Raw genomic sequence first — 26,870 nt, 5'->3', positions numbered from 1 at the left:
TTGCCAGACCGGCAACATGTGTCGCGTTTGCTTGGGACCCATGAGCGGACTGATCGGACACACCATGTATGGCCTCCTCGCGGAAAAGGCGGTGAAAAGCCGCGGCCTGCCCGTGGCAGCCATCCTTGAAAAACATCGGGCCAGTTTCCTCTGCGGGGCCTATCTCGGCTGTGACATTCAGGTGATGCCGGAGGCCGTTTGCGTCGATACCGGCCGCGAGGTCGGCTTTGGCACCGTGCCGTTGGAGAAAAGCCCGATCACCGGCGGCGCGGTGAAGCCCTGGTCGCTCGTGCATGACGGGCAGTCGTATCGACCGCGGCAGATCCACGAACTGTTCTACGGTCGCTCTCACATAGTCTTCGGCTGGACCAAGCCGGACATGCCGCTGCGCGTGCCTTGGGATCATCTCGCCGACTACTGCTCGCTCGCGATCCGCGATGACATGACCAGCGAGCGCGGTCTCGCCTATGCGTTCGGCTGGATGGTGCACATCGTCGGCGATTCGCTCATCAAGTCGGTGCAGCCCGGCATTCGCATGCATTTGCTCGACGGCGTATACACCCCACGAAACCGCATCGTGCAGGATCAGTTCACGTTTCACACCATCGGCGGCGAACTCGGCATCGACTGGCCGCAAACTTTCGCCGACATGGCAGCGACGCCCATCGAACCGCTGCAACCGCACTACATGCGCATCGACGAAAAAGGCGGCCACCTCGGCGCGACCTTCGCCGACGGCTGGAAACCCGAGTTGCAGTCGCTTTTGGCCGCCGTGCTCGCCGAAAACCGCCGCTGGCTGCCGCATCACACGCAGGACGTGCTGCGCGTCGTCGCTCTCAGCGACGGCAAAGCCAGTGAAGAGGCCACGCGCGTCAGCGGCGGACTCGCACACGAGAAGATGCTCGAAATCGCCGAATCCGCCGGCATGCGCCGCACGCTCGCCACAATCGCCGATCAGTGCGCCGATTTGATCGAGCACGTCGTCTTGCAGGTGCCCGAGTGGCGTGACTTGAAGCGGACGCCGGATGATGAGTGGAACGATTTGAAGACGCGCTGGCGCGTCGTCTGATCACGTCAGCCCGCCAATCGGTGAGCCCATGTAGAGCGTGTGTGGGCGGCCGGTGAAGTCTTTCCAGATCGTCTCGCGTGGCAGGCCGAGGGCTTCGTAGATCGTGGCGGCGAAGTTTTCGGGCGTTTGCGCATCGCTCACGGGATAGCCGCCGAGCTTGTCGGTCTCGCCGATCACGCGTCCGCCCTTGATGCCGCCTCCGGCGAGCAGGATGCTCTGCGCGTGGCCCCAATGATCGCGGCCCGGAAGGGCGGTGGCGGAGATGCTCTTGATCTTCGGGGTACGTCCGAATTCACCGCCCATGACGATGAGCGTTTCATCAAGCTGGCCGCTGGCGTCGAGATCTTCGATCAAGGCGCTCACGGCCTGGTCCATCGGCGGCAGGAGGAAGTTTTTGAGGTTCTTCCAAGCGGCCTGATGCGTGTCCCAGCTCTCGTTGTTACCCAGATTCACCTGCACCATGCGCACGCCGCTTTGCACGAGGTTTTTGGCCATGAGCAGCGACCAGCCGAAGCTGTGGCGGCCATAGCGGTCGAGCAGCTTCGGATCGACCTTTTCCAAGCTGAACGCGTCATGCACCTTGCGATTGCTCAGCAGGCCGATGGCGGCCTGACGCGTGGAGTCGAAGGCTTCGTCGCCTGCGAGGACCGTGAGATCCTCCGTTTGCTTTTCGAGCGCGTTGCGCAGCGACACACGATCCAGCACGCGGTCGAGCGTCAATCCTTGAGGCAACGAGAGATGCGGCGCCTGAAACTTGAGCGTGTCATCTGTCTCAAAGCCGCGCTCGTGGTGAAAGAGGTATTTCGGATACGCGCCGTAGTGCTCCGGGTGATAGGGCGACATTTCGAGGAACCACGGATCATGCTGCGCGCCGAGCATGCCGCCAAATTGTCCTGCGAGCGTGCGTCCGGTGCGATGCACGAGCTTGTCCGGCAAAACAATGGCAGGCGGGAGATTGTCCTTCCGTTTCGGCAGCAGCGCGGTGGCCAGCGCGGCGATACTGGGATGATCGGACTTCTTCGGCTTTCCGGGATCAAATCCAAGCGGCGCATCACTGCGGCCCGTGAGCATGATGTGATGGCCCAGCGAGTGATCGCTGCTGCCATGCGTGAGCGAGCGCACGAGCGACCACTTTTTGGAAATGCGCGCGAGATTCGGTAGATGCTCGCAGATGTGGAGACCGGGCGTGCGGGTGCGGATCGGCTTGAACTCACCGCGCACCTCCATCGGCGCGTCTGGCTTCATGTCGAAGCTCTCATGCTGCGCCAGCCCGCCGCTGAGGAAGATGTAGATCACCGACTTCGCGCGTGCCGGCTGCGTGGCTGCGGTCATGGCCTGCAACGCGCTGAGATGATTCATCCCAAGCCCCAGCAAGCCGATCGCGCCCGCCTGAATTACTTCACGGCGGGAAACAGGATGCGCTGGATGCGGCAGGGACATGCGCGTCAAATTACGCCCTGCCATCGCGAAGACTTTCCGTCGCGGCTACTTCCGATTCCAGGTGCCGAGCCTGGCCTTGTAGTCGGATGATTGTTCCGCCGCTCCACTTTGCCGCAGTACCTTGGTCACCACCAGCACACCGTCCTTAACCACCACGCGGAGATCTGCCTCGTCGCCTTCCTTGAGGGTGACTCCCTCTGGCAACGTGGTTTTGATCCCGAGGGCTCGATTTGGCATGCGTCTTCCTACCGCCTGCGGCGAGTACAAGCAAGACGGCGTTACGCCTCAAACCAGCTCCGGCATCGGCGACCAGCCATCGACGAGATACTGCGGACGACCGGTGAGGTCGTTGAGCGTCGTCTTCACGGTGTCGATGCCCATGAACTGGTAGAGCGAGGCAAACACCTCGCCGAAATGAACAGGGCGCTCGGTCGGCTCGCCGCCGAGTTTGTCGGTGGCACCAATGACCTGACCGGTGCGGAATCCGCCGCCCGCGAGCAACGCACCGCCGACACGCGGCCAGTGATCGCGCCCGCCGTCCTTGTTCACGATCGGCGTGCGGCCAAACTCGCCCCAGGCGACGACGGCAACGTCCTTGTCGAGCCCGCGCTCGTGCAGATCCTCGACGAGGGCGCTCATTCCTTGGTCGAACAGCGGCAGATGACGCAGAAGCTGCGGGTAATTGTTGTCGTGGAAATCCCAGCGGCCGAAGTTCAGCGTCACCACACGTGCACCAGCCTCGACGAGGCGACGGGCGAGCAGAAAGTGCTCAAGATTCAGCGGCGCACCGTCGCCATAATTCTTCGGATCACCCTTGCCGTAGCGTTCGCGCATCTTGGGGGTCTCCTTGCTCAAATCGAGCGCGGTGAGCAGCTTGCTGCTGGTGAGCACGTTCAGCGCCTGCTGATTGAAGGCGTCCATGCTGCTCACGAGGCCGCTGGAGTCGAGTTCGCGGCGGAAATTGTCGAATCCATCGAGCAGCGAGCGGCGGTCCTCGAGTCGATCGAGCGTGATGCCATTGAGCTGAAGATCTTCCACGCCCGCGCCATTCGGACGGAAGGCCGCGTGCGTGTTGCCGCAGTAACCTGGATGCCCCGGCGAACCGTAGGGCGGATGACCAGCCTTGGGCGCGAGTCCCACAAACGCCGGGACTGCAGGGTCCGCCTGACCTTTGAGCTTTGAGACGACCGAGCCAAACGAAGGCGGGTCGGAAAGGCGGCCCACAGGCGCCGCGCCACCATTCGGCGGCGGCGGTTTGCCGGTGTAGCAGATGAAGCTGTCGTGCGCGCCGTTCGGGCTGCCATACATGCTGCGGATCGGCACCAGCTTGTCCATGATCCTGGCGAGGCGCGGCGCGTGCTCGGAGATGTGGATGCCGGGGACAGCGGTCTTGATGGGCTTGTAGGGGCCGCGGATCTCCAGCGGCGCGTCCATCTTCAAATCATACATGTCCTGATGCGGCGGCGCGCCACACATATAGATCATGATCACCGACTTGAAGCTGCGGCCGGCTTTCGCCTCCGCTTCCGCCTTCAACAGCTCCGGCAGCGACAGCCCGCCCATGGCGAGGCCGCCAATGCGCATGAAATCGCGACGCGAGACGCCGTCGCAGAATTTGCCGTGGGATTTGCCGGAGAGGGTGAGCATGGGGGACGCCAAAATAAGCACTGAACATGCCGGAACTATCACCAAACCTGTGTTATGTGCCCGCCATGCGCCGCACGCTCCTTTGCTTCATGTCTCTCACGCTCGCCGCCTCCGCCGCTGATTTGAACTGGTCCCGGCTGCCTCCCATCCCCGACCAACGCGGTTTCGCCGGATCGTTCGCAGGTGTGAGCAACGGCGCGTTGATCGTCGCGGGTGGCACGCATTTTATCGACAAGATGCCGTGGGAAGGCGGCACCAAGGTCTGGTATGACACGATTCATGAACTGAAGTCGCCCGATGGCGAATGGAAGGTCATTGGCAAGCTGCCAAAGCCCAATGGCTACGGCGTGAGCCTCACGACTGCGGACGGATTCCTCATCGTGGGTGGTGGAAACGCGACGGAGCACTTTCGTGAGGTGTTCTGGGTCGGCAAAGACACGAAACTGCCGCCACTGCCCAAGCCATGCGCGTTCATGGCGGGTTGTGTGCTCGACGATGTCATCTACATTGCCGGAGGCATCGAAACGCCGTCAGCAACGAGCGCGATGAACACGTTTTGGGCGCTCGATTTGAAGAAGACCGACGGCAAGTGGCAAGAATTGCCCCCCTGCCCCGGCAAACCGCGCATCCTCGCCTGCATGGCCGCCGCAGACGGTGCGGTGCATCTGTTCAGCGGCGCGGCGTTGCATGCGGACAAGGATGGGAAACCCGAGCGCGCGTGGCTGAACGATGCTTGGCGCTACAAGCCGGTCACCGGCTGGGAAAAACTGCCTGACATGCCTCGCGTGTCTGTCGCCGCGCCGAATCCGGCTCCGGTGGTCGATGGGAAAATCCTCATCATCGGCGGCGATGACGGCGCAAACGTGAACTTCGAGCCGAAAGACAGGCATCCCGGCTTTCCGCGCGACATTCTGGCTTTCGACCTCAAGGCGCAGTCGTGGTCCAAAGCGGGTGAAGTGCCGTTCTCGCTCGTGACGACGAACGCGGTGCTCTGGAATGGCCAGATCGTCATTCCTGGTGGCGAGGCGCGACCCGGAGTGCGTTCGCCGCAGGTTTGGGCGGCACCGTTGAAATGATCGTCTTCCGGGCTTGAAACCTGAAACCTGAAACTCCAAGACTGGATGCATGTCCCGCAGCATCCTGATCACCGGCGCGAATGGTGCGCTGGGCCTCGCCATCGCCGAATGTTTCCTGACACGGGAAACGGACTGCCATGTGTTTCTCGGTGTGCGCGAACGGCGTGATCGTGCCGCGGAACTGGCGACCCGTTTCCCCGGTCGCGCAGATTTGATCACGCTCGAAATCACCTCGCCGGAAGCATGGAAGGCGGCGCTCGCTGAAATCGAACGCCAGGGCGCAACGCCGGGCGTTTTGATCAACAACGCCGGCTTTCACGAGGACGCTCTGCTGGCGAACATGACGCAGGATCAGTGGTCGCGTGTGATGGACACGAACCTGAACGCCGTCTTCCACGGCTGCCAGGCCGTCCTTCCCGCGATGATGCGGGAGCGGCAGGGCCGGATCGTGAACATATCCTCCCTCAGCGCGATCTCGTCGCCCGCCGGGCAGACAAACTACGCGGCGGCAAAGGCGGGCGTGGTCGGACTGACGCAAAGTCTGGCCAAGGAATCAGCGCGAATGGGAATCACCGTAAACGCGGTGTGTCCAGGCTACATCGAGGGCGGCCTGCCCGCTGACTGGACGCCGGAGCACGTGAAGGCGCTCAAAATGCAGCTTCCCATGCGCCGTTTTGCAAAACCTGCCGAGGTGGCGGCGGCGGTTTTCTTTCTTGCCAGCGCAGAGGCGAGCTATATCACTGGATCGACCCTGAAAATCGACGGGGGCCTCCTTTAGCCTCCCCTCTGCACCCTACGACACGTATCCCCTGCATGCCGACCCGCCAGCGCCTCAAAGAACTCATGATCAGCGAACTCATGCTCGACATGACCGCAGATGAAATCGGCGATGACACCCCCCTCTTCGGCCCCGCAGGCATCGGACTCGACTCCGTCGACGCGCTGCAGCTTGTGGTGATGATCGAGAAGCATTTCGGTTTCAAGATGGCGGATCAGGATCAGGCGAAGCGCATCCTGCAAAGCGTGAACACGATTGCTGAAGCCCTCGACCAAAAGGCGGTGGCGTGACCGCCCCGCCCTAACCTCGCGTTTTGAAACGCTTCATCTCCATCTCCCTGCGCCTGCTCATCAGTGGTGTGCTGCTGACGCTGCTGTTTCGGGAGCATGATCTCATCGCCGACATCGCGCCGCGCCTGCGGGGGTTGCTGGAGAACTGGCCATGGTCACTCGCGGGAATCACGTTTGCGTTTTTGTCCCTGTTTCTGACCGCCACCCGCTGGCACATTATTCTTCGCGGGCTGATGCCGAAACTGCCGTTCGGCTGGGTCCTGCGGGCGGAGGTCATCAGCGCCTTCTTCAACATCAGTTCCGTGGGCGTGGTCGGCGGGGACACATACAAAATCGTGGCACTGTCGCGACGCATGCCGGGGCAAACGATGCCGGTGAGCGTATCACTCGTGCTGGATCATCTCACGGGGCTGCTGTCCGTGGCGATTCTGTTTCTGGGCTGCATGCTGGCCGGATCGGCGCGCTGGAGCGGTCTGGGTTACGATCTGCGCATGCTGCTCACCGGTTTTGGAGTGTATATCGGCGGAGCGGTCATCGGACTGGCCATCGCCGGCCTATCCCTCAAGCCCTCGTTGTTGTCGTGGGGACGACGCACCTTTCCGCGCACGCTTGGCAGTCCCCTGTTTGCTGGTGTCATCGCCCGCATGGCCCAGGTGCACGATGTCTTTGCGCTGCTATGGCGGCGCATGCTCTCAGCCATGTTCGTTTCCGCCTGCATGCACCTGTCTTTCTTCATGAGCTTTTACTGCGGGCTGCGCGCAGTGGGCGGCGCGGCTCCGCTGCTCGATGTCCTCACCGCGATGCCGATTGTGGACACCGCCGCGTCGCTGCCAGTTTCCATTTCCGGCCTGGGCGTGCGTGAACGGACGTTTGAGGCGCTGCTTGCAGGCCTCGCCTCCGTTCCTGAGGCCGTGGGGGTCTCCGCGTCTCTGACCGGATGGATCTTCAATCTTTTCTGGGGACTCGTCGGCGGCGCGATGTTCCTGCGCGCCAAGCATCACCCGATCGCTGAACCTGAGGCGCAAAACGCATGAGTGCAACACCGCGCATCGCCATCTCGCTTGGCGCCTCCTTCATGGGGTATGCCACGCACGCCGGATTCATGGCCCGTCTGCAATCGCTGGGGGTGCGCCCAGTCGCCATCTCGGGATCGTCGGCAGGCGCCATCACCGCCGGTTTTTATGCCGCGGGTTTGGAACAGGAGGCCATCCGGCAGGCGGTGCTCAGTCCTCGCCTGTATCTCTCGTTTGCCAAGCGTACGAAGTGGATCTGGCACCAGTTCGTTACGGTTTACCGCCATCGACACCCCGGCTTTCTCGACCCCACCGGTGCCATCGCCCACTTCGAGTCTCTCGTCGGCACTGGAAACATCGAATCGCTGTCGAATCCCAAACTGATGATCGCCCTGAGCGATCTGGAGAAGAATGCGACACTCTTTGCCACCCGCGGCCACCTCGCCACCGCCATGGCCGCCAGCGCCTGCGTGCCGATGCTTTTCTCACCGCTGGAGTTTGAAGAACGAATGTGCACCGACGGCGGCATCGCACACGAGGTCCCTGTGGATCCATGGTTTGCGGACGACGGCGTCGACCACATCATCATGCACCGCATCACGCAGCCTCAGGGAAAGCCGCCCCTCATGCTTCACGGCCGACTGCTGGACACGATCGCAGCCTCCCATGAAGCGCTGAACCGCCAGATCCTCACCGACCGCATCGAACTGGCCCGTCTGCACGGCAAGAAGATGACCGTGATCACCACCATCCATTCACGTCCCTCACCGCTGTTTCCCGGTCGCCTCAAGGAACGCTATTCGATGGGAGAGGAGACCGCGCAGAAGCTTTTTGATGAGACGCTTTCGAAGCTGCTTTGATCACAGCGTCCGCAGCATCGTCAGAGTCTCTGCGAGCTGTTTGTGACCTTCTCTGGAGCTGAGGCGCGGGAACTTGCCCTGAATCATCACAAACTTGCCGTTGCGCGAAAGCATGAGCTTCCGGTCCTTGATCTCGACATCGCTGATGCCGGCATGTGCGGCCGCCAGCCGGATTGCGGCACAGGTGAGCAGATTGGTGACAGCATGTGGCAGCTTCTCACCAAACTGGTCGCGCCACTGAGCCTCGAGCTCTTCGAGTTCCTTTCGCGTCATGATCTCGCCGACCTGGCGGTAGGCGGTGATGCGCAACTTGAGATCTTCGATAAAGGTGGACGGAAGGAAAGCCGGCGTGGCCGTTCGTTCCGCCTGCACCATCATGGCTTCGTTCGTGACGAGGAAGTCGGTGCGCAGCCCGACCTCCACCGGTCGCGCCACGCGGCGCCCCTGCATGCGGGCGACGCTTTGCTTGAGCATCTGGCAGTACAAATCAAATCCCACCGCTGCGATGTGCCCGCTCTGCTCCGTGCCGAGAAGATTGCCCGCACCGCGGATTTCCAGATCGCGCAGCGCGATTTTGAAGCCGCTGCCGAGTCCCGCATACTGCTTGATGGCGTTCACCCGCTTGCGTGCATCACCCGCCGTCACGGCATCACGCGGCAGCAGCAGATACGCATGCGCCTGCACACCACCGCGTCCGACTCGACCTCGCAATTGATACAAATCGGCGAGCCCGAAGCGATCCGCACGGTCGATGATGATCGTGTTCGCATTCGGAATATCGACACCGCTTTCGATGATCGTCGTGCAGACCAGCACGTCGGCTCCGCCATCGACGAAGGTGTGCATCACATCCTCCAAAAGTTCGCTGTCCATCTGACCATGGCCGATGATGACCCGGGCTTTCGGACAAAGATCGCGGATTCGCTGAGCGACCTTCTCGATCGTCATCACGCGGTTATGAAGGAAGAACACCTGGCCGCCGCGCTCGATTTCGGCCTCGACGGCCTGTTTGATCGTGCGTTCGTCGTAGGGGCAGATCATCGTCTGCACGGCCTGCTTGTTCGGCGGTGGTGTCTCGATGGTGCTCATGTCTCGCATGCCCATGAGCGCGAGGTAGAGCGTGCGCGGAATCGGCGTGGCGCTGAGCGTCAGCACATCGACGAGACGAAAGAGCTCTTTGAACTTCTCCTTGTGCTTCACCCCGAAGCGCTGTTCCTCGTCGATCACCGCGAGACCGAGGTTCTTGAACCGCACATCCTTCGAAATGACACGGTGCGTGCCGACGACGATGTCCACCGTCCCTTCGGTGATGCCCCGCAGAATTTCGCGTTCACGGTTCGCGGGCGTGAGTCGGCAGAGCATTTCGACGGTCACAGGAAACTCGCTCATGCGCTGGCGGATGTTCTCCCAATGCTGACGGGCCAGGACAGTTGTGGGAACCAGGATCGCCACCTGCCTGCCACCCATGACGGCTTTGAACGCCGCACGAATGGCGACCTCTGTTTTGCCAAAGCCCACGTCGGCGCATAGCAGGCGGTCCATCGGTTTCTCGGCCTCCATGTCTCGCTTGATCTCCTCCACGCTGCGGAGCTGGTCCGGCGTCTCATGATACAAGAAGGACTCCTCAAATTCGACCTGCCACTTCGTGTCGGGCTGATGGGAGTAGGCTTTCAACGTCTGTCGCTCCGCCGCAACGCTGAGCATGCGCGCGGCGAAATCCTCCACGCTCTTCTCCGCGCTTTTGCGTGTCTTCTGCCAGCGCGCCTCGCTAAGTTTGCTCAACGCGGGAGCCTTGCCGCCCACACCGACATAGCGCGTCACCAAATGCGTGTGTGCGACAGGCACAAAGAGTTTCGCACCATCCGCATAGTGTAGCACGAGCACTTCCTCACGCTTGCCTGTGTCTCGCACCTCGATGCCCCCGAAACGCGCCACGCCGTGCTCGGCGTGCACGACGATGTCGCCCTCGCGCAGATCGCGCATCACGTCGCGCGCCTTCCGCAGCACCTCGGCCTCGTCGAGCTTGGATCCTCGCACGCGGCGGATCTGCTGATGGCGCCCGAAGATTTCCGCGCCGGTCAGCACCGCGATTTTGGCCGCCGGAACGGTGAATCCTCGATAGAGCAAGCCCAGTTTCGTCTCCAGTGATGAAGGAAGACCGCTCTGCAATTCGGCAAAGCGTTCACGCTCCGCCTCATTGTGGAAGAATATGACCGAGCGCCATCCGGTCTCATGCCATTCCCGAATCTGCCTTGCGAAATGCTCGCGCCGCGCCTCGTGCAGCACGAAGTCCGACGCGTCGAATACACCCAGCGGATTCTCATGAATGGCGGCTGAGAAATCTTCCACGCCTTCCGCAGGCGAGGCGCCGCTGAGAATGCGGGCATGGGCCTCGGCATCGCAGTCGATCGTGACGACAAAATCATCCGGGCGCAGATGCTCGCGCACCCGCGAGGCTTCCTCCGCATTGTCGCTCATCTGCAGGATGACTCCGGCGCTCTCCATCCGCCTGACGGACGACTGGTTGTGCAGGTCGAACGCGCGGATGGACTCGATCTCGTCGTCGAAAAACTCCAACCGCAGCGGTTCCTCCGCCTGCCACGAATAGAAGTCCACGATGCCGCCGCGTCGCGCAAACTGACCGCGCTCAGTGACCACGGGCACGCGCTCATAGCCCGCTTCGTTCAAGTCCTGCAGCAGATCCTCCACATCCAGCTTCGATCCCACCGTCAGCATGCGTCGCTGGCTGGAAATCTCGTCCAGCGCAGGCGCGGGCTCGTCCAGACTGTCCGCGCAAAGCACCATGATCGGCGCATTTCCCTCCATCATGCTCCCTAGCACGCCCGCCCGCTCCGCCAGCAGTTCAGGATCAACGAGCGCATCATTTACCACATGCCCGAGACGTGGAAAATACAGTGCGGGGCACTGCCACACACCGAGCTCGGCATGCACGTGATCCTGCGTTTTTACATCGGCGCAGAGAATCCAAACACGGCGCTCCGGCAGCGCCTTCTCCACATGCCGCGCGATGAGCGCCGCTGCGAAACCAAAGGCCTGCGGCGTCACGTGGTCCAGCACAATGCGGTCTTCAGCCAGCCTGTGCCGGAACGCGTCTGAAGCCAATGTCACATCCACCAGGCCAAGCGCATCCCCCCGCGCACGCCCGGACGGGGGTGGTGGTTGGCGCTTCGCGGTCTTCCTCACACCGCGGGGTTTGGGCGCGTTTTTGACGGGTTCCAAAACAAAGCGCCGGGTAATTTCACCCGGCGCTGCATATCAGCGGACAAGTTCCGACGCGTCAAACGCGAAGTCAGCAGTCAGTTCCCTGCGTTCGAAGCGCTGCCACGCGTCTGTCCGGCGGCTGCAGGCAGAAGGTTGTTGTCAGATGCGTAAGAGAAGACTTCGCGATTTTTCGGATCAAAAACACGGACGACAAGGCCGCCCATCGCGTCAGCGAAACGAGGACGTGTGCCGTCTATGTAAATGAAGTTCCCCTCCAACTGCGTCTTGTTCAAACTCACCGGAAGAGAGTCAAACGAATGCGTGCCAGATCCCTTCAGTGAATCAACTTTGTTGGATCCTGACGCGGCGACGCGGGCCGTTCCTTTGCCCTTGCCTTGGTCCTCCTTCTTGAAGACCCAGTAATCCACCCTCAGGTTCTGAATCTCTACTGGGAGGCGGTTGCGCAGTGCGATCTTGTAACTCCAGGTTTCCGTCGTCATCAACTCCGCCCCAAATTTCTTCTTGGTGGAGTCAACCTTCTTCTTTTCATAGGTGACGTCGAAGCTGTACTTTTGATTCGCAAGCCCCCACTCCTTGATAAAACCTTGGTCCGCTGCGGAGAAAGTGGCGACCGGCACCGTGAAGGCACGCCCATCAGCGGCTCGTTTGAGGGAAACTTGGTCACCGGCCACTGCTACAACCTCAGCATCGAGTTTGCGGCCCTGCTGGTCAGTAAATTCGCGTGCGGAAAGCGCGGAGGCCGCCAATACGCACAGGCTGAGCATAAGGTGTGTTTTCATAGGCAGGATGCGGAGATGATTCACTGGATAATGCTGTGTTTAATCGATGACCGTCAAGGTTTTTTCTGGATTCCTTGTATGATCAACTCAATGAAAAGCTCCGTTTATGTCTGAGCCATGAACACCTCAGCCGCCACCCGTCGTCGTTTCCTCCAACAATGCTCCGCCGCAGGCGCGGCGCTCGGGTTTCCGACGATCATCCCATCCTCGGCGCTCGGAAAGGACGGTGCGGTGGCCCCGTCGAACCGCACCACGCTGGCACTCATCGGCTGCGGCGGTCGTGGCACGGACGTGGTGAAGAATTTCCTTCAGGACGAACGCGTGCAGGTCATGGCGGTGTGCGATGTGGAGCGCGAGTCGGATCGATATAACAAAGGCATCATCAAGAAGGCCCACACGTTGGGTCGTGAACCCGCACGCCGGCTTGTGGACACGACCTACGACACCAAAGGCTGCGCTGTGCATGAGGACTTCCGCGAGGTGCTCGCACGTGCGGACGTGGACGCCGTGCAGATTGCCACACCGGACCACTGGCACGCCTTGCAGGCCGTGGCCGCGGCACGAGCCAAGAAGCACATCTACTGCGAGAAGCCGCTCAGTCTCACCATCGGTCAGGGACGCTTCATGAGCGATGTCGTGCGCAAGAGCGGCGTCGTGTGGCAGACCGGAAGCCAGCAGCGCAGCGACATCCACTTCCGCATGGCCTGCGAATACGTGCGCAACGGCAAGCTGGGCAAGCTGAAGCAAATCCGCGTCGGCCTCGCGAGCGACAACCGCGACAACAACGGCTGCGCCGCACAAATCGAACCCACGGCCGCGCCCGAAGGTTTGAACTACGACTTCTGGCTTGGCCCTGCGCCTGAAGCGCCGTTCTGCCCGGCTCGGCTGCACTCGAACTGGCGCTGGTTCTACGATTACTCCGGCGGCAACATCACCGACTTCGGCGCACATCACCTCGACATCGTGCAGTGGGCGCTCGGCATGGATGAGAGCGGCCCGGAAGAGTTTTTCGATCTGAAGGCGACCTGGCCCGCACCGGGCGGCATCTACACCACGCCGCCGACGTTTTCGTTCGCCTATCGCTACGGGGATGACACGACCGTCCGCGTGGCCGACAAGCAGGACTTCGGCTCGGGCATTTCCTTTGAAGGTGAAAACGGCAGCGTCCTCTGCACACGCGGCAAACTGGAGATCAAGCCGGTCGAACTGCGCAAGCCGCTCGCCGAGGGCGACGTGCGCCTCTACGAGAGCAAGGACCACTTCCGCAACTTCATCGACGCCATTCGCGATGGCGCAAAACCTGCCGCGCCCATCGAGTATGCGCATCGCAGCATCACCATCGCACATCTGGCGAACATCGGCCTGCGCCTCCACCGCGACAAATTGCGCTGGGATCCGAAAACAGAGCAGATCATCGACGATGCCGAGGCCTCCGCGATGCTCACGCGTCCAATGCGCGGCCCGTGGAAGCTGGCGTGATTATCAGCCAAACTGCTTCCAGAACATGACGATCGAAATGATGAAGCCGATCGCCGTGATCAGATGCCGCACGCGACGTGGTTCGATGCGCTGCGAGTAGTGCGCTCCGAAGTAATAGCCCACCAGTGCGCCCGCCGTGAGCGTCAGCGCCTGCGGCCAGTTCACCATGCCCGCCGAGATGAACCAAAGGGCAGCTACGACGTTGATGAGGCTGCCTAGCAGGTTCTTCAGCGCGTTCATCTCATGGATGTGCGTCATGCCCATGAACCCGAACGACGCCAGCATCAGAATGCCGATCCCGGCACCGAAAAACGCGCCATAGATCGCCACGGGCAGTTGCAGCGCGATGGAAAACCACAGCGCTTTCGACTTCGTCTCCGTCGCCGACTTGCGCAGAAAGCCCTGAAGAAAAAACAGCACCGTGGCGAACAGCACGAGGAACGGAATGAGCTTCGAGAACTGGTCGTCCGTCGTCTTCGTGAGCAGCCAGCTTCCGATCGCCGCGCCGATCACGCCCACCGGAATGAACCACACCAGCCAGTGCCGGATCGCCCGCAGATGCTTGCGGAAACTCACGATGCTTCCCGCCGTGCCGATGACCAGCCCGACCGTGCTTGTCACGTTCGCCATCACCGGCGGCGTGCCGCACATCAGCAGCACCGGAAACGTCACCAGCGTCCCACCGCCCGCGACCGCATTGATCGCACCCGCCGTGCATCCGGCGGCGGCGAGGGCGAGGAGTTCGATGAGAGTCATTGTCAGCGAATCGTAATCAACCAAATCGACGAGCAATCAGAACAGCTTTTGGCTAAATCCCATCTCGATGAAACGCTCGGACAATTCATGCTTCGAAACGGGATTTGATATCCACATCACAAGCGCCTTTCGTGCGCACTCGGAAACCGCATTCATTACCTCAGGCGGCACTGACTTGTGTGCGCCTCCATGGACCAACTCTGACCGAACATCATATGCCTTCTTCATGAGCTTATAAGAAACCCTAAAGCGCTCCAAATCTCCTGCCGCCATGATAAGCGCTCCATGTCTTGAAAACGTTTGGCGAATTTGATCTTTGCCAGAATTGAGGATGGCTTCCAACGTGGTTACCAACATGAGAAAACGGTTTATTCCACTTGTGCGGAATGAGGCTTCAAAAAAGTCCAAGGCCGTTCTATAAGATTCTTTGCCTTGATCGGGAATCTGCATCAAGCGCTCGAACAATTCACAGTCATTTGGGCTAAACGAGCGGGTTTCATGGGGCAGCCCGCCCGCAGATACCATTGTCCCACCGGAACGTCCACTATCGGGGTGCAGTGCAAATGAAGAAGTGGTGCAAAAATCGCCTTCCTTGAGCAGCCTGAGCGCTCGGATGACTCTGTGCGTCAGTCTCTCGCAGCTTCCATATTTGTTAAACAAGTCGTTTGGGTGCTCCTCCAACCTTTCGCACACGAACGGCGAAATCAAAAACATTAGGTATCCTCTGTCTAGTGATGCCAAATCTCGAAGGCAACTGTGATGCATCCATGCTCGATGGAAGTCGAGAGACATGCTGATTTCGGTCTCGTTGAGTTCGAGCGTGTTCCAAGGCAGATCGTAAAACTGCCTCAATCTCTGACTCATTTCGATGAGAGTAACCCTTTTGAAGAAGGACGGATTAAGACATCTGTTGAGAAACTCTACAGTTTCATCAACAGCGCCTATCATGGCCCAATGCTCCCAAAATTCCGGGCTGGATGGAGTGGTTATATCAGAATTCACTCATCAGGCTAATCAATGAGCTAGGCGAAGCCAAATGTTATCGGCTACGTTCAAATATCCAAACCAAGCATTCTTCACTTCGCCTTCGGATTCCGCAGGTAATAGAGATGCCCGTCTTCAGCGCCGCCGACGAAATCAGGTAGACCGTCGTCATTGAAATCGACGGTGGTCGGACTCACGTCGTGGCCTTCGATGTTGGCGTCGGAGAGGAGGCCCATGTCGGCGAAGAACCACTGACCGCCTTCGCTGCCGGTCTGACGGAGGAAGTTGGCGTTCGCGGAGTTGAGCAGGATGTCGAGCTTGCCGTCCTGATCCCAGTCCATGATGCAAATCTTGCGACGACCGCTCTTGCCGGCGATGCCGCCATTCAAGCGAAGAGACTCGCCGGGTTTCATGGCGACGGGTGTCTTCACTTTGAGATGCTCGAGCGCTTTGTCGATTAAGCCCGGGGCTTTCGCTTCTTTCGAAGCGCAAATCACCCGTTGCGGGTGTTTAAGGATGAGTTTGTCGCCCAGTTTCGCACGCTCGAAGAAGGCGAGGTAGCCTTCCTGATCGAGCATGACGAGATCGGTGAGGCCATCCTTGTTCCAATCGATACCGACTGGCGTGGTGCGCCACTGCGTGAGCAAGGCTTTGCCATCGGGACGCAACCAGCCGTAGGCGAGATGCGGCTGCTCGCCGTTCCATTCGACTTCGATGGGCTGCGCGGCGGCGAGTTTCGGCTTCTGACGTGTGCCGATATTCTTATACCACACAACATTGCCGAGAATGGAGTTGAGCAGCAGGTCAGGCAGGCCGTCGTGATCCCAATCGGCCACGGTTTGCGTCGTGTAGCCCCACTTGGCTTCACACGGCCCCTGAATCGACCCGTTCGGACCGGCCATGGGACGGATGACCTTGCCCTCGGCTTCGAGGCGAACGGGCGCGGCCCACTTCGGTGTTTCGACGCCTTTGCCGCTAAGGTTTTCAATGAAGGCGACATAACCGGCGGTATTGCCGCAGATGATGTCGGTGTCGCCATCGCCATCCCAGTCAAAGCCGACAGGCGTGGCGAGCGCGCCGAACTTCACCTGATCCGCCTCCTGCTGAAAATAGCGCGGCTCGGCATAGATGGGCGCCTTGTTGTCATACTTGCCTGTGTGCTCGATGAAAGCCACGCGGCCGTCCTCGTCGCCGCAGATGAGATCGAGATCGCCATCCTTGTCCCAGTCGATCGCGGTTGGCGTGATCATTTCGAGATCCATCGTCAGGTAGCGGCCCGTGTCGGCCTTGAGATGAATGCCGAGCGCATACTTCGGTTTCATGCGCGTGCCGGTGTTTTGGAAATAGGTAAAGCCATCGAGGAACTCGCCGCAGAGCAGATCGAGATCGCCGTCGCCGTCGAAGTCGCCGAAGTTCGGCGAGGGCCAGCCAAAGGTCTCCACGGGCCGGTCGGTGGCCATGATCTTCTTCGGTTTGTCATACTTCGGCGCCTCGTTCGTGCCGGTGTTGCTCAGCAGATACACGTAGCCGCGCAGCGGACCGTTCATCCAGCGCCCGTTCTCGGTGTAGGCGTTGTCCCAGCCGTATTCGGTCCAGTCACCGATCCCGACGACGAGATCGTTTTTGCCATCGCCATCGTAATCGATCATGCGCCACATGTTGCCGCGCACCTTGTTCATGTGGACGTTCACCGGCGGGCCAAGCTTCTCCTGCTGCTCAATGCCCGTCTTGAGGAAATCGGGATGCACATTGCCGGGCGTCAGCACGACTGGTTTGCCGTCGATGTAACTCACCTGCACGTTCTGCGCGCCTTTGCTGATGCGCTTCGCCGGTTTGAAGACGGGCATATTGTTCTTTGCGGTGTCGCCGCTGGCGTTTTCGAAAAAGTAGATGCCGTTGTAGGGCTTGTCCGGGCAGTTCACCACGAGATCGAGGTCGCCATCGCCATCGAAGTCCATCGGCATGGGCCAGGCCCACAGACCAACGCCGAGATCAACGACGAGACCGGGGTTGTTGTACTTGAGCGGCGTGAGACCTTCGGCGGCAAACGCGCTGGAACCGAGCGTGGCAAGGAGGAAGAGTTGGAGGGACTTCATGGTTGGAAAAACGATCAGCGAGACAGCGTGCCGCACACATTCACCTTCATACCAAGCGCACGCGCCATGGCGGCCTTGGCGAACATGCATTCGTCGGCCGCCTTTGCGTCGTTGGCATAGGCGACCTGGATGTGATTGGCCTGATGCTTGGCCATGAGCTGGTCGCGGCTCACGCCATAGGTCACGGCGCTCATGATCGGCCACTGCGGCGTGGTGAGCTCCCAGCGGCGCTCGGTTTCCTCACGCGGAAGATCGACGACGCAGCCACGCCCGATGTCCATGTACAGCGCCTCATCCTGCACGTAGATGCGCGACCAGACAATCTCGCCCGGCTTCGAAATGCCGCGCAGCGTGGCGCCGCCGTTCGGAAAGTACATCGGCGGCTGGCGGAAGCCCTCGGCGCTCTTCCAGCCCTCCGCAAAATGCGCGGGTGGAGCGGCACCGCTGATGAGAAACACCCAGACGTAGTCTTTGCCAAACTTCTCGCCCCAGCGCACATCGTGCAGCGTCGTTTCCACCGGCTGCTGCAGGGCGCGATGCACGCGATGCGTGAGCATGCCATCCAGGCCGGCACATTCATCGACTTCATTGAAGTGCAGCATCGGCTGGCCTTCGAACAGCGTGCGTTTGCGGTCACGCGACTTCACCGGCGGACGGTCCGTGTTGTTCAACATGCCCTCTACAAGGTCGCTCGCGGGCATGAGATCCTTCAAGCCCTGCTGATACTGGATGCCGATGGCGTCACAGCCAAAATCATCTGCGATACGCAACGCCGCGGCGTACATCTTGCACTGGAGACGCACCTGGTCGCGCGTGAGCTGTGTGGCGTGGTCGTCGCCGAGCTGGAAAGTCATGCCGTGCTTCACCACCCAGGTATGAATCGCCAGCGCATCGGAATCGCTCACCTGCATGGCCTCGTGATAGAGCGCCGACTGGCTGAGCCGCTCCTTGAACACACCGCAGGCATGCAACGCGTGATCGGGAATGATCGCGTTGAACATGCCCATGCATCCCTCATCAAAGATGCCCATGATCGCCTTGTCGGTGACAAGCTGCGCCGCCAGCTCCTTGCCCAGGGTCGTCGCCTTCGCAGGCACTTTCACCTTCTCGAGCGGTTTCACATGACTGAGATCATGCGTGATGCCGCCCGACTTCAACCACTGCTTGAGCTTGGTCTTGAAAAAGGTGTCGGTGAAGTCCTCGCTCCACAGTGTCGAGTACTTCACGCCCGCCTTGGTGAGCGATCCGTTCAGATTGAGCATGCCCACCAGACCCGGCCACTGGCCGCTCCAGTTTGCCACCGTCAGGATAGGTCCACGATGCGTGGTCAATCCGGCCAGCACATGATGCGAGTACTGCCACACCGCCTCCGCGACGATCAGCGGCGCCTCGGGATCGATGCCGCGAAAGACCTCGATGCCCATCTTCTGCGAATCGATAAAGCCGTGCTTCTTGGCGGGGTCCACGGCGTGCGCACGTTTGACCTGCCAGCCTTCGGCTTTGAGCGCGGCCTCCAACGCCTCCTCCATGGCCTGCTGGGCCGGCCAGCATGTTTGATTGGCGGAAAGGCGCAGGTCACCGCTGGCCACGAGCTGAACGATTTTGGATTTGGCTGGCATACCCGACATCTTAGCGACCAGACTTGCAGATCACCAGCACAACTGACAAGCAGGGCCAAATGAGCATCCTTGGCGCTTGAATGACCATCCTTGATCTGGATGCGTCACTTCGAACCGGAACGGAACCGCGGATCATCCCACGCGAAGGGCGGACGTTTGCCAAGCAGCAGGTCGTAGATCGTATGATTGGTCTTCATCATCTCTGCCAGCATGTCTTTCCATGGACGATCGGCGACGCTGAGGAGGCCGGTGTTGTAGCTCTCGCCGTTGTACTGGCTGAACCAGCGCCCCGTGGTGGCCTGATCGACGAGCGTGAACCACTCGATGCCGATGATGAAGCCCAGCGCGGCGCTTTGCTCGACGTAATTCCGATACGCGAGACCACGCTCCTGCTGCGAATTCACCTCGCGGCCGCCAATGAGGCCACTGTCCTTCGGCGAGGCCCAGAAGAACTCGCTGAGCATCATTGGTTTCCCACCCGTCCAATCGTGGTAGCGCTTCAACGCCGCCGTATCGACGCCGTAGGTGTAGTAGTTGTAGCTCACGACATCGAGATGCCGGCCCATGATGCGGCAGAGCTGTTCGTCCTCGATGGTGATGGGTTGGAGCCTGCTGCCGATGAGCATGTGATTCGCGTCATGCTGACGGAAAGCCTTCTCGATCTGCGTGAAGTAGGTTTCCATGAACTCGCCGACAAAGGCTTTCACGTCCGCCTTTGCCACATCAGTCGTCACTGCGAGGCCGGGCTCGATCAAATCGTCAAACGAGGCCGCCTTGGCCTGCCACGCGGTGTTGAACGCGTCCGCCGACTTGTATTTGTCCTTCAAGAAGGCCACGAGACGCTGCTTGCAGGCATGTTTGCCCGGCAGCGACGGGATCACGCGAGGCAGTTCGTCGTAACGCGGCTCATTGACGATGAAATAACCAATGAGCAGCGGATCATTCGCGCGCGCAGGCAACTCGGCGGCGAGTTTGTCGGCGATCATCTTTGTCGTGGCGGCATCATAGGGGTCCCAGACTTCGTGAGCGCCGGGAATGCGCGGCACGCCTTCCCATTCGTTGATCGGCAGATGCGCCACATACGGAAAGTCGGCCTTCACATGCGCAGTGGTCGGCACGGGACTGAACGCACCGATGCTGTTGAAGCCCCACTTGCGTACGCGCTCGATCATTCGCGCCGCATGCGATTCGTAATCGTAGGGCACGCCGAACTTCCTGATCACATTGGCGAGGTAGAAGGAAAAATGATCAGGGTTGTGCTCGCGGAAGGCGCTGGCGAACTCGCTGTCGAGCTTCGGCAGCCACTCGTAGATGCCTACACGGCCTTTGACATAGGTGTAGTCGTCGTTCGGCGCGAAGCCGCACACGCCGAAGTGGAAGAACGCGTTGCCATCCGGATCGACGAGCCACCACTTGTCCTGTTTCTGCTCCACACGGAAGAAGCCTGTCTTCTTCAGCCCAAGCAACTCACCACTACCTGGCAGACCACCGAAGCGGTCCAGCTTCGGTGTTTCAATGCCGACGTAGTAGGCTTTCTCGTTCTCCACGTCGGCTTTCAGATCGTCGAGACTATTGAGCTTGTTCGGAAAGCTGTCTTTGAGGCTCTGGCCGAAGGGATCGATCAATTTCGTCACCGAGGCGAGATCGGACGTGATGCGAATCTTCCCGGTCGGATTGTCCGCATTGAACGGCACCATGAAGAACCAGTTGTAGATGGCCCAGTTCCACTCGCGGTTGTCGGTGAGCTGCTGAAACGCGTAATCCGGAGTCGTGATGTCCAAGCTCTGCCCTTGCGCGTTTTTCAGCCTGAACGACGTGCCGTTCAGGCTCGCAATCTGCGGCGGCGCAGCCTTCTCCGCCGGAAACACGCCTTCTTTGTCGGCAATCTTCCACGATCCGCCTTTGGCAAAGCCGATGTCGATGAGCATCGACATCTTCCATGATTTCGTTCCCGCAGGGACGTTCTTGAAGACGAGATCGATTTCGTCTTTGGTGATCGAGACCGCACACTCGACACCGCCTTCATAACGAATCGCCGCCTGGGAGCCTGCCGCCTTCACTTCGATCTGTTTGTGCGCCGGTTCAAACTCCGGGTAGGTGAGCGTGAAACTGCCGAGACTTCCTGCGGTGATTTCAACGCCTGCGCCGGTCGTTTGGAGTTCGGCGGCAGCGGAAGCGAACGAGAGGAGACTGAGGACCAGAAGGGGGCGAAGCATGCGCGATAGTGGCGGAGACGAACCGCCGCGCAACCTGCGTTCAAACCGGAATCAACGACGGCGGCGGAACACCAGAGCCAGACATCCAAGCATCACCAACAACGCGCGAGAAGGTTCCGGCACGATGACGATGACTCCGGACGTGGTGAAGCGGCTGAAGTCCCAGGCGAGTCCCAGACCGGTGAGATCGGGCAGGTCGAGATCAGCACCTTCGTCGCCATTGCCGATGAAGTAGCCGCTGTTGAAGGTGAATCCGGTGAAGTCAGCCGTCACCAGATCGCCCCAGTCGAGAAGATTGAACGCCATGCCCTGCTCAGCGGTGAAGTTGTCTCCGACGATCTGCAGACTTCCTGAGGTCGTGAGGAAGTCGAGGGTGTAACCGCTGCCGCTGGCAGGATCGTTAAAGACGAGGCGATCATGATTTCCTGCACCGGAGATCGCGTCCACCCAGGCATTGTAGCCTGCGGAGCCAAGGACATTGCCTCCGTAAGTCGCGTCAGTGAGCGTGGCACCGGTGAGACCGAGGACGATGTTGCCCTGGAGGCTGCTGGTGCTGCCCGAGGCGGATGCGGGTGTGAAGGTCAGCGTGCCGTGAGAGCTGTCGGCCACGCTGTCGCCGGGACGGAGTGTGGCTCCCGAATCGAGTGTGAACGTGGTTCCTTGAACGACGCCCGTGCCAAAAACCGTGCTGCCGGTCTGGGCGGTCACGGCTCCGGTGCCTGTGGTGCCCCGGACTTCAAGGGCGCCAGCATTGACGACGGTCGCTCCGGTGTAGCTGTTGGTTCCGAGGAGGGAAAGCGTGCCCGTCGTGGTTTTCGTGAGATCCGCCGCGACGGTGCCGCCACCGTCGTAGATCTCGCTGACGTCTTTAAGGGCGCCTGAGCGCACATCGAAGGTGTTGGCATCGATGGATCCGCCGGTCATGTCGAGGGTGGCACCGTCAAGCTTGACCACGGCGGTGGAGCTCGCGCTGTTGGTGCTGGTGATGTTTCCACCGATGGTGAAGGTGCCGCCGGTGAGATTAAGCGTGCCTTTGACGGTCGCGCCCGCGCCATTTGAGATGATTCCAAGGCTGACATCATTGGCGACGGTGAAAGTGCCGCCTGCGAAGTTCAGGGTTCCCTGGGTGAGATTGGCGCTGGCGGCGCTGGCGGCGAGATTGCCGAGCACAACCGAATCTGCGGTGACGTTGTTGGCGGTGGCGTCGAGGGTGAGAGTTCCGGTGCCGGTGCCCGCGCCAGAGTTGGTACTGTTGCTCTTGTCGCCGATGATCACCTGACCAAGCGTGGCGACAAAGATGCCGCCGGTGAGGTCCATCTCACCCGAGGTCGTTGTATTGGTGGCCTGGACATGATTGCTGCCAATGGTGAGGTCGGTCTTTCCTGCCCCGTTGGAAAGAGTGAGAGTGCCCCCGGCTGCAATGGTGATTCTCCCGGTGCTGCGGCTGCCGCCGACGAGCAGTGATGGAGTAGTGACATTGTTCGTTCCGGCCCCGAAGGTGAGAAGGCTGGTCACAGGCGTGTTCGAAACAGCGGGCGCCATCTCCGCGACCACGATTCCCGTGCTGGCCGTGATGGTGTTGTTATGGGCGAGCGTGACGGTGCCCACCGCAGTGCCTGTGGCACCAGCCTGACTCGTGGAGGTGGAGCCGCCGACCTGAAAGAGGCCGACATTCGCAATGAAGGTGGTCGCCGCCGACATGTCCAAGGTGCCCGACGTCGTGCCGCTGAGCGTCGTGCGCGCACCGACGAGCAGGGAACTGGAGGAACCGCTGCCGACACGCAATTCGCCACCGGCTTCGACAATGACCGCACCAGTGCTGGAGTCGCCGATCTGCAGGCTTCCCGCCGAAGCACCGGCAACGCCGATGGAAGCCCCGCTGGCAATCGTGAGCGTGCCTCCGAACACGGTGGTGTCTCCCGTGTAAGTATTGGCAGCCGAGAAGGTCGTCGCGACGGTGCCGGACTGCGTCAGTGAACCGGAACCACTGATAAGATTGTCCACGGCGAGCGTGCCAGTGCGGTTGATGATGAGCGCACCGTCGTTGACGACATTGCCGCCACCGAGCGTCCCGGTCGCACCGCCGTTGCCGATCTGCAAAGTGCCACCAATGATGGTGCTACCGGTATAGGTGTTGGTGCCGGAGAGAACCAGTGTGCCAGTTCCCGCCTGGGTGAGTCCGGCGCTGCCTGAAACGTCGCCGGTGACGTTGAGCGTCTTCCCACTGGCGATGTTCCACGTCTGGTCACCCGCGAGCACGAGATTGACGCCGATGGTGTTGGTGGCATTGGCCGAGGAAGTAACGGTGATGGCGCTGCCCACGGTGACCGTCGTTCCTGATCCGGAGGATGTCGCCGCCGTGCCCGAGGGGCTGTGAAGGGTGATCGTGTTGGCTCCGGAGATGGTGACTGCGGCGCTGTCGTTGAAGGTGATGCTGGCGAGATCCAGATCCACGTCCGTCGTCACGATGTCCTGCTGTGTGGCACCGGTGGCGCTGAAAATGACATTGACCGAACTTCCTCCGGGAACCAGGCCGCCCGCCGAAGTGCCTGCGGCGTCAGAGGCCCAGTTGCTGGCTGCGCCAGTGGAAAGCGACATCGAACCCGAAGCTCCCGCGAGACCGCCCAGCCAGTAGGCGTCCGTGAGCGGAGTGGCGGCTGTTTGTTCGCCGATGCTGACAGCAGTGTCGCTCTGGGTGATGACCGCGGTGTAGTTCGTGTTGTTGACGATGAAGTAGTTCGCTCCTCCTGAAGTCAGGCCGCCGTTTGTCGAACTGATGAGCGTGCCACCTGAACCCGTCGGGCTGATTTCGTTGAAGAGAATCGTCACCTTGCCCGTGGCGGTGGCCACATTGGTCGAGATGAGCTGGTCAAGAGAGCCGGCGTTCCAGTCAAAGGTCAGGATCGCACCGTCGGCGAGTCCGAGAGAACCCGTGGAAGTGTTGCGTGCGACGCCATCGGCGAGACTGAAGTTGCCACCCGAGTTGACGTTGAGCATCCCGGCGGAAGGGAGGTCGTTGGCTCCGCTCCACAAGAGCACGCCGGCATTGACGTTGATGCCACCGCTGTTGGTGCTGGCACCGCTGAGCGTGAGGGTTCCGGCGCCGATCTTGGTCAGAGCCAACAGTCCGAGTGCACCGCCACCCGTGTTGTCCACCAAGGTGCCCGCAAAGGTGCTGCTGGCGTCATTGGCGCCGACGGTGATCGTGCGGACGGCAGCAGTCGTGCTGTTGTTGGCAATGACGCCGCTGACAGTTCCAGCCGCGCCGTTCAGCGTGTCGAGGGTGATGTTTTGGCCGTTCAGATCAAACGTTCCGCCGGCGGTCGCTCCGCCATTGACGGTCAGGTCCCCGGGGATCGCCGTGCTGGCGTTGCCCAGGCGAATCGTGCCTTCATTCACAATGGTGCCGCCCGTGTAGCTGTTCGCACCGGTCACCGGAGCGAGGGTCAGCACACCCGAACCCGTTTTGATCAAAACAAGATTCCCCGTGATGACGCCGCCGAAAGTGGATGCCACGTTTTGATTGATCGTCAGGGTGGAAAGCGTGGCGCTGCTGTTGGTCAGTTCGGCATTGCTGCCCGTGTTGCCTTCGTTGAGCAGGCTGCCGATGGTCTGGTTGAAGCCGTTCATGTCCACGCCGGCGTATTCAGTGTTGTTGCTGCTGGTGAAATGAATGTCGAGCGCCGTGGTGGTGGGCAGGGCGTCGTTCACACCGAGGAAAACCGTGCCACGAACGATTTCCGTCTGGCCATCCCATGAATTGCCGGTGCCGGCTATGATCAGGCCGCCCGTGCCGGTGAGTTCGCCACTGAGACGCACGTCGTAGCTGTTCGCTCCATCCGTGATCGTGCCGCTGATGGTCAGCGTGCCGCCTTCCTGAACGCCGATGCGTCCCTGATTGGCACCGATGATCACGTTGCCGGCCCATTGGGCGGTCGCATTCGCAGAAGCCTGAAGACCACCGCGATTCGGAGTGGGAGAGCCGTCTCCCGTCGTGCCAGTGGTGGTGGAGATGGTGATGGTTTCACCCGTCACCACGACTCCATCGCCGAGCTCCACATGCGCCACACCCGAAACCGAGGTGGCGCCGGAAGTGGATCCAAGGGCCGTGTTCGAGAGGAGCCGCAGAATGCCTCCGGTGACGTTGGTCGTACCGGTGTAGGTGTTGTCGCCGGAAAGGATGACGACACTTGTGTTCGATTTGGTGAGCGTGCTGGATCCCGAGATCACACCGGAGAGCGTGAGGGTCTGCGAACCGGCGATCGTGGACGACGTCGCGATCACCACATTGTTCGCGACGGTGCGTGCCGCGCCGTCCGCCTGCAACGTGCCACCGCTGAGCTTGAGATCGCCCGTGCCCAGCGCGTTGTCGTTGCCGACAGCGAGCGTACCCGCTGAGACAGTCAGACCACCGTTGAACGTGTTCGACTGCGTGAGGCGCAGCGTGCCCGATCCGACCTTTACGAAACCCGCCGGTGTGCCGCCAACACTGTTGCTGATCACTCCAGAGACCGTGGCCGTATTCGCATCCACACGGATGCTGCGGCTGGCTCCGTTCAAATCCAGGCCGTTTTGAAAATCCAGGCCCGCCGTGGCACCGGTCGCATTCAGAACCAGCGTCGCGGAATCAAAGAAAGCTGAACCCCACTGCACCGTGGTTCCCGAACCGCCGAGATTCACCGCCACCGCACTAGAGCCAGCGCTGAAGCCCGTGGTGCCGCCGATGAGCGAAACTTGGCCAGCCCCACTGCCAAGCGCTCGATTGAATGTGGCCGCCGTGGATCGAAACACCCCGCCGTTCAGCACCAGGGCTGAGTTTGAAGACAAACCAGTGCCATCGGCGGCTTCGATCACGCCTTCATTCAACCGCGTGGAACCGCTGTAGGTATTCGAACCGGAAAGCACCAGTGTGCCGCCTCCAGTCTTGATCAAGGAAGTGACCGAGGTGTTGTCCACGACGTTGGAGGCGATCTCCAGGCTGCCGAGCGTGTTGTATTGCGCCACGACGAGTTCACCGCCTGCCGGACCGCGCAATTCACCCCCGGTGATGGTGGAGAAATTCGCATCCACCGTCGGCGTGACCAGCAGCATGCCGGAGTCAATCGTGTGAGTGCCTGTCAGCGTGACGGTAAGGGCGCCGGCGGTGTCGAAGCGCAGCGCGTTGATGGTTTCTGAGGTATAGGCAACCGGATTAGTGCCGGTCACATCCATCGAAGCACCGTTGGTCCATGTGCTGGTTCCCGTTGGCACCCAGCCGTTGAAGGCGGTCAGCACGCCGGACTGCGCCGCGATCAAATCGGTGCCGTTGAGCGTTGCACCTACAAGCAGACCGCCGCTTACATTGCCCGCGCCGGAAGGCGCGTTGGTGAGGACAATGCTGCCGCCGTCGACGGTGTTCTGCACAAAGTTCACGGTGCCGGACGTGCGCACGTACGGATCCGTCCCGGTGAAGGTCAGCGCGTTAGTGGTGCCCGCCGTTGCCGTCACGTTCACCGTGTTGGAGCCGCCGTTAATGATGACGCTGT

Annotated in this window: 18 protein-coding genes; 7 read left to right on the top strand and 11 right to left on the bottom strand. The window is 60.8% G+C overall.

Features of this window, described 5'->3' with window-relative positions; translation table 11 throughout:
- The first annotated feature begins 40 nt into the window (after positions 1-40).
- A complete protein-coding gene (locus KDL09_RS00660; RefSeq protein WP_294380278.1) occupies positions 41-1,069 on the top strand; it encodes a hypothetical protein in 1,029 nt (342 codons plus the stop codon).
- Here KDL09_RS00660 and KDL09_RS00655 read toward each other — a convergent pair whose 3' ends face one another.
- Genes KDL09_RS00655 through KDL09_RS00645 form a run of 3 tightly spaced genes read right to left on the bottom strand, consistent with a single transcriptional unit; the run spans position 1,070 to position 4,156 of the window.
- A complete protein-coding gene (locus KDL09_RS00655) occupies positions 1,070-2,509 on the bottom strand; it encodes a DUF1501 domain-containing protein (RefSeq protein WP_294380276.1) in 1,440 nt (479 codons plus the stop codon).
- 45 nt (positions 2,510-2,554) lie between these two features.
- Complete coding sequence (locus tag KDL09_RS00650) at positions 2,555-2,746, bottom strand: hypothetical protein (RefSeq protein ID WP_294380274.1); 192 nt, start codon at positions 2,744-2,746, stop codon at positions 2,555-2,557.
- 48 nt (positions 2,747-2,794) lie between these two features.
- On the bottom strand, positions 2,795-4,156 hold the full coding sequence (locus tag KDL09_RS00645) for a DUF1501 domain-containing protein (protein WP_294380273.1): 1,362 nt from the start codon (positions 4,154-4,156) through the stop codon (positions 2,795-2,797).
- A gap of 65 nt (positions 4,157-4,221) precedes the next feature.
- On the opposite strand from KDL09_RS00645, the gene KDL09_RS00640 reads away from it, so the two are divergent.
- From KDL09_RS00640 to KDL09_RS00620, 5 genes are read left to right on the top strand one after another with little or no spacing between them, the layout of a single operon-like run.
- Positions 4,222-5,232, top strand: a complete 1,011-nt coding sequence (locus KDL09_RS00640; RefSeq protein ID WP_294380271.1) for a kelch repeat-containing protein — start codon at positions 4,222-4,224, stop codon at positions 5,230-5,232.
- Between the two features lie 49 nt (positions 5,233-5,281).
- Complete coding sequence (locus tag KDL09_RS00635) at positions 5,282-6,010, top strand: SDR family NAD(P)-dependent oxidoreductase (protein WP_294380269.1); 729 nt, start codon at positions 5,282-5,284, stop codon at positions 6,008-6,010.
- 35 nt (positions 6,011-6,045) lie between these two features.
- Positions 6,046-6,300 carry a phosphopantetheine-binding protein gene (locus tag KDL09_RS00630; protein WP_294380267.1) on the top strand — a complete coding sequence of 85 codons (255 nt, stop codon included), beginning with the start codon at positions 6,046-6,048 and terminating at the stop codon, positions 6,298-6,300.
- Between the two features lie 23 nt (positions 6,301-6,323).
- Entirely contained in the window at positions 6,324-7,334 is a 1,011-nt protein-coding gene (locus KDL09_RS00625; RefSeq protein ID WP_294380265.1) for a lysylphosphatidylglycerol synthase transmembrane domain-containing protein, read from the top strand.
- Positions 7,331-8,173, top strand: coding sequence for a patatin-like phospholipase family protein (locus KDL09_RS00620; RefSeq protein ID WP_294380262.1), 843 nt, complete (start codon positions 7,331-7,333; stop codon positions 8,171-8,173). Before KDL09_RS00625 ends, KDL09_RS00620 begins: the two co-directional genes overlap by 4 nt.
- On the opposite strand, the gene mfd is transcribed toward KDL09_RS00620, so the two are convergent.
- Together mfd and KDL09_RS00610 are read right to left on the bottom strand one after the other, a co-directional pair.
- Positions 8,174-11,251: a transcription-repair coupling factor gene (gene mfd, locus KDL09_RS00615; RefSeq protein WP_294380260.1), complete on the bottom strand. Its 3,078-nt coding sequence runs from the start codon at positions 11,249-11,251 to the stop codon at positions 8,174-8,176.
- A 239-nt stretch (positions 11,252-11,490) separates the two neighbouring features.
- Entirely contained in the window at positions 11,491-12,195 is a 705-nt protein-coding gene (locus KDL09_RS00610) for a hypothetical protein (RefSeq protein ID WP_294380258.1), read from the bottom strand.
- Between the two features lie 117 nt (positions 12,196-12,312).
- Here KDL09_RS00610 and KDL09_RS00605 point away from each other — a divergent pair, with 117 nt between their 5' ends.
- Entirely contained in the window at positions 12,313-13,674 is a 1,362-nt protein-coding gene (locus KDL09_RS00605) for a Gfo/Idh/MocA family oxidoreductase (protein WP_294380256.1), read from the top strand.
- A 3-nt stretch (positions 13,675-13,677) separates the two neighbouring features.
- Here KDL09_RS00605 and KDL09_RS00600 read toward each other — a convergent pair whose 3' ends face one another.
- The 6 genes from KDL09_RS00600 to KDL09_RS00575 all read right to left on the bottom strand — a co-directional run.
- On the bottom strand, positions 13,678-14,430 hold the full coding sequence (locus KDL09_RS00600; protein ID WP_294380254.1) for a sulfite exporter TauE/SafE family protein: 753 nt from the start codon (positions 14,428-14,430) through the stop codon (positions 13,678-13,680).
- Between the two features lie 36 nt (positions 14,431-14,466).
- Positions 14,467-15,378 carry a HEPN domain-containing protein gene (locus tag KDL09_RS00595; protein WP_294380253.1) on the bottom strand — a complete coding sequence of 304 codons (912 nt, stop codon included), beginning with the start codon at positions 15,376-15,378 and terminating at the stop codon, positions 14,467-14,469.
- 128 nt (positions 15,379-15,506) lie between these two features.
- Entirely contained in the window at positions 15,507-17,510 is a 2,004-nt protein-coding gene (locus KDL09_RS00590) for a VCBS repeat-containing protein (RefSeq protein ID WP_294380251.1), read from the bottom strand.
- A 14-nt stretch (positions 17,511-17,524) separates the two neighbouring features.
- Positions 17,525-19,138, bottom strand: a complete 1,614-nt coding sequence (locus tag KDL09_RS00585) for a fucose isomerase (RefSeq protein ID WP_345781058.1) — start codon at positions 19,136-19,138, stop codon at positions 17,525-17,527.
- 95 nt (positions 19,139-19,233) lie between these two features.
- Positions 19,234-21,345, bottom strand: a complete 2,112-nt coding sequence (locus KDL09_RS00580; protein WP_294380247.1) for a beta-galactosidase — start codon at positions 21,343-21,345, stop codon at positions 19,234-19,236.
- A 51-nt stretch (positions 21,346-21,396) separates the two neighbouring features.
- Positions 21,397-26,870, bottom strand: a 5,474-nt coding sequence (locus KDL09_RS00575; protein ID WP_294380245.1) for an autotransporter-associated beta strand repeat-containing protein, incomplete at its 5' end; no start/stop codon positions are given.

The sequence above is a fragment of the Prosthecobacter sp. genome (assembly GCF_020439865.1).
Taxonomy (GTDB): Bacteria; Verrucomicrobiota; Verrucomicrobiia; order Verrucomicrobiales; family Verrucomicrobiaceae; genus Prosthecobacter.
The sequence above is the reverse complement of the archived record's forward strand: the minus strand, read 5'-3'. Positions and strand labels throughout refer to the sequence as shown.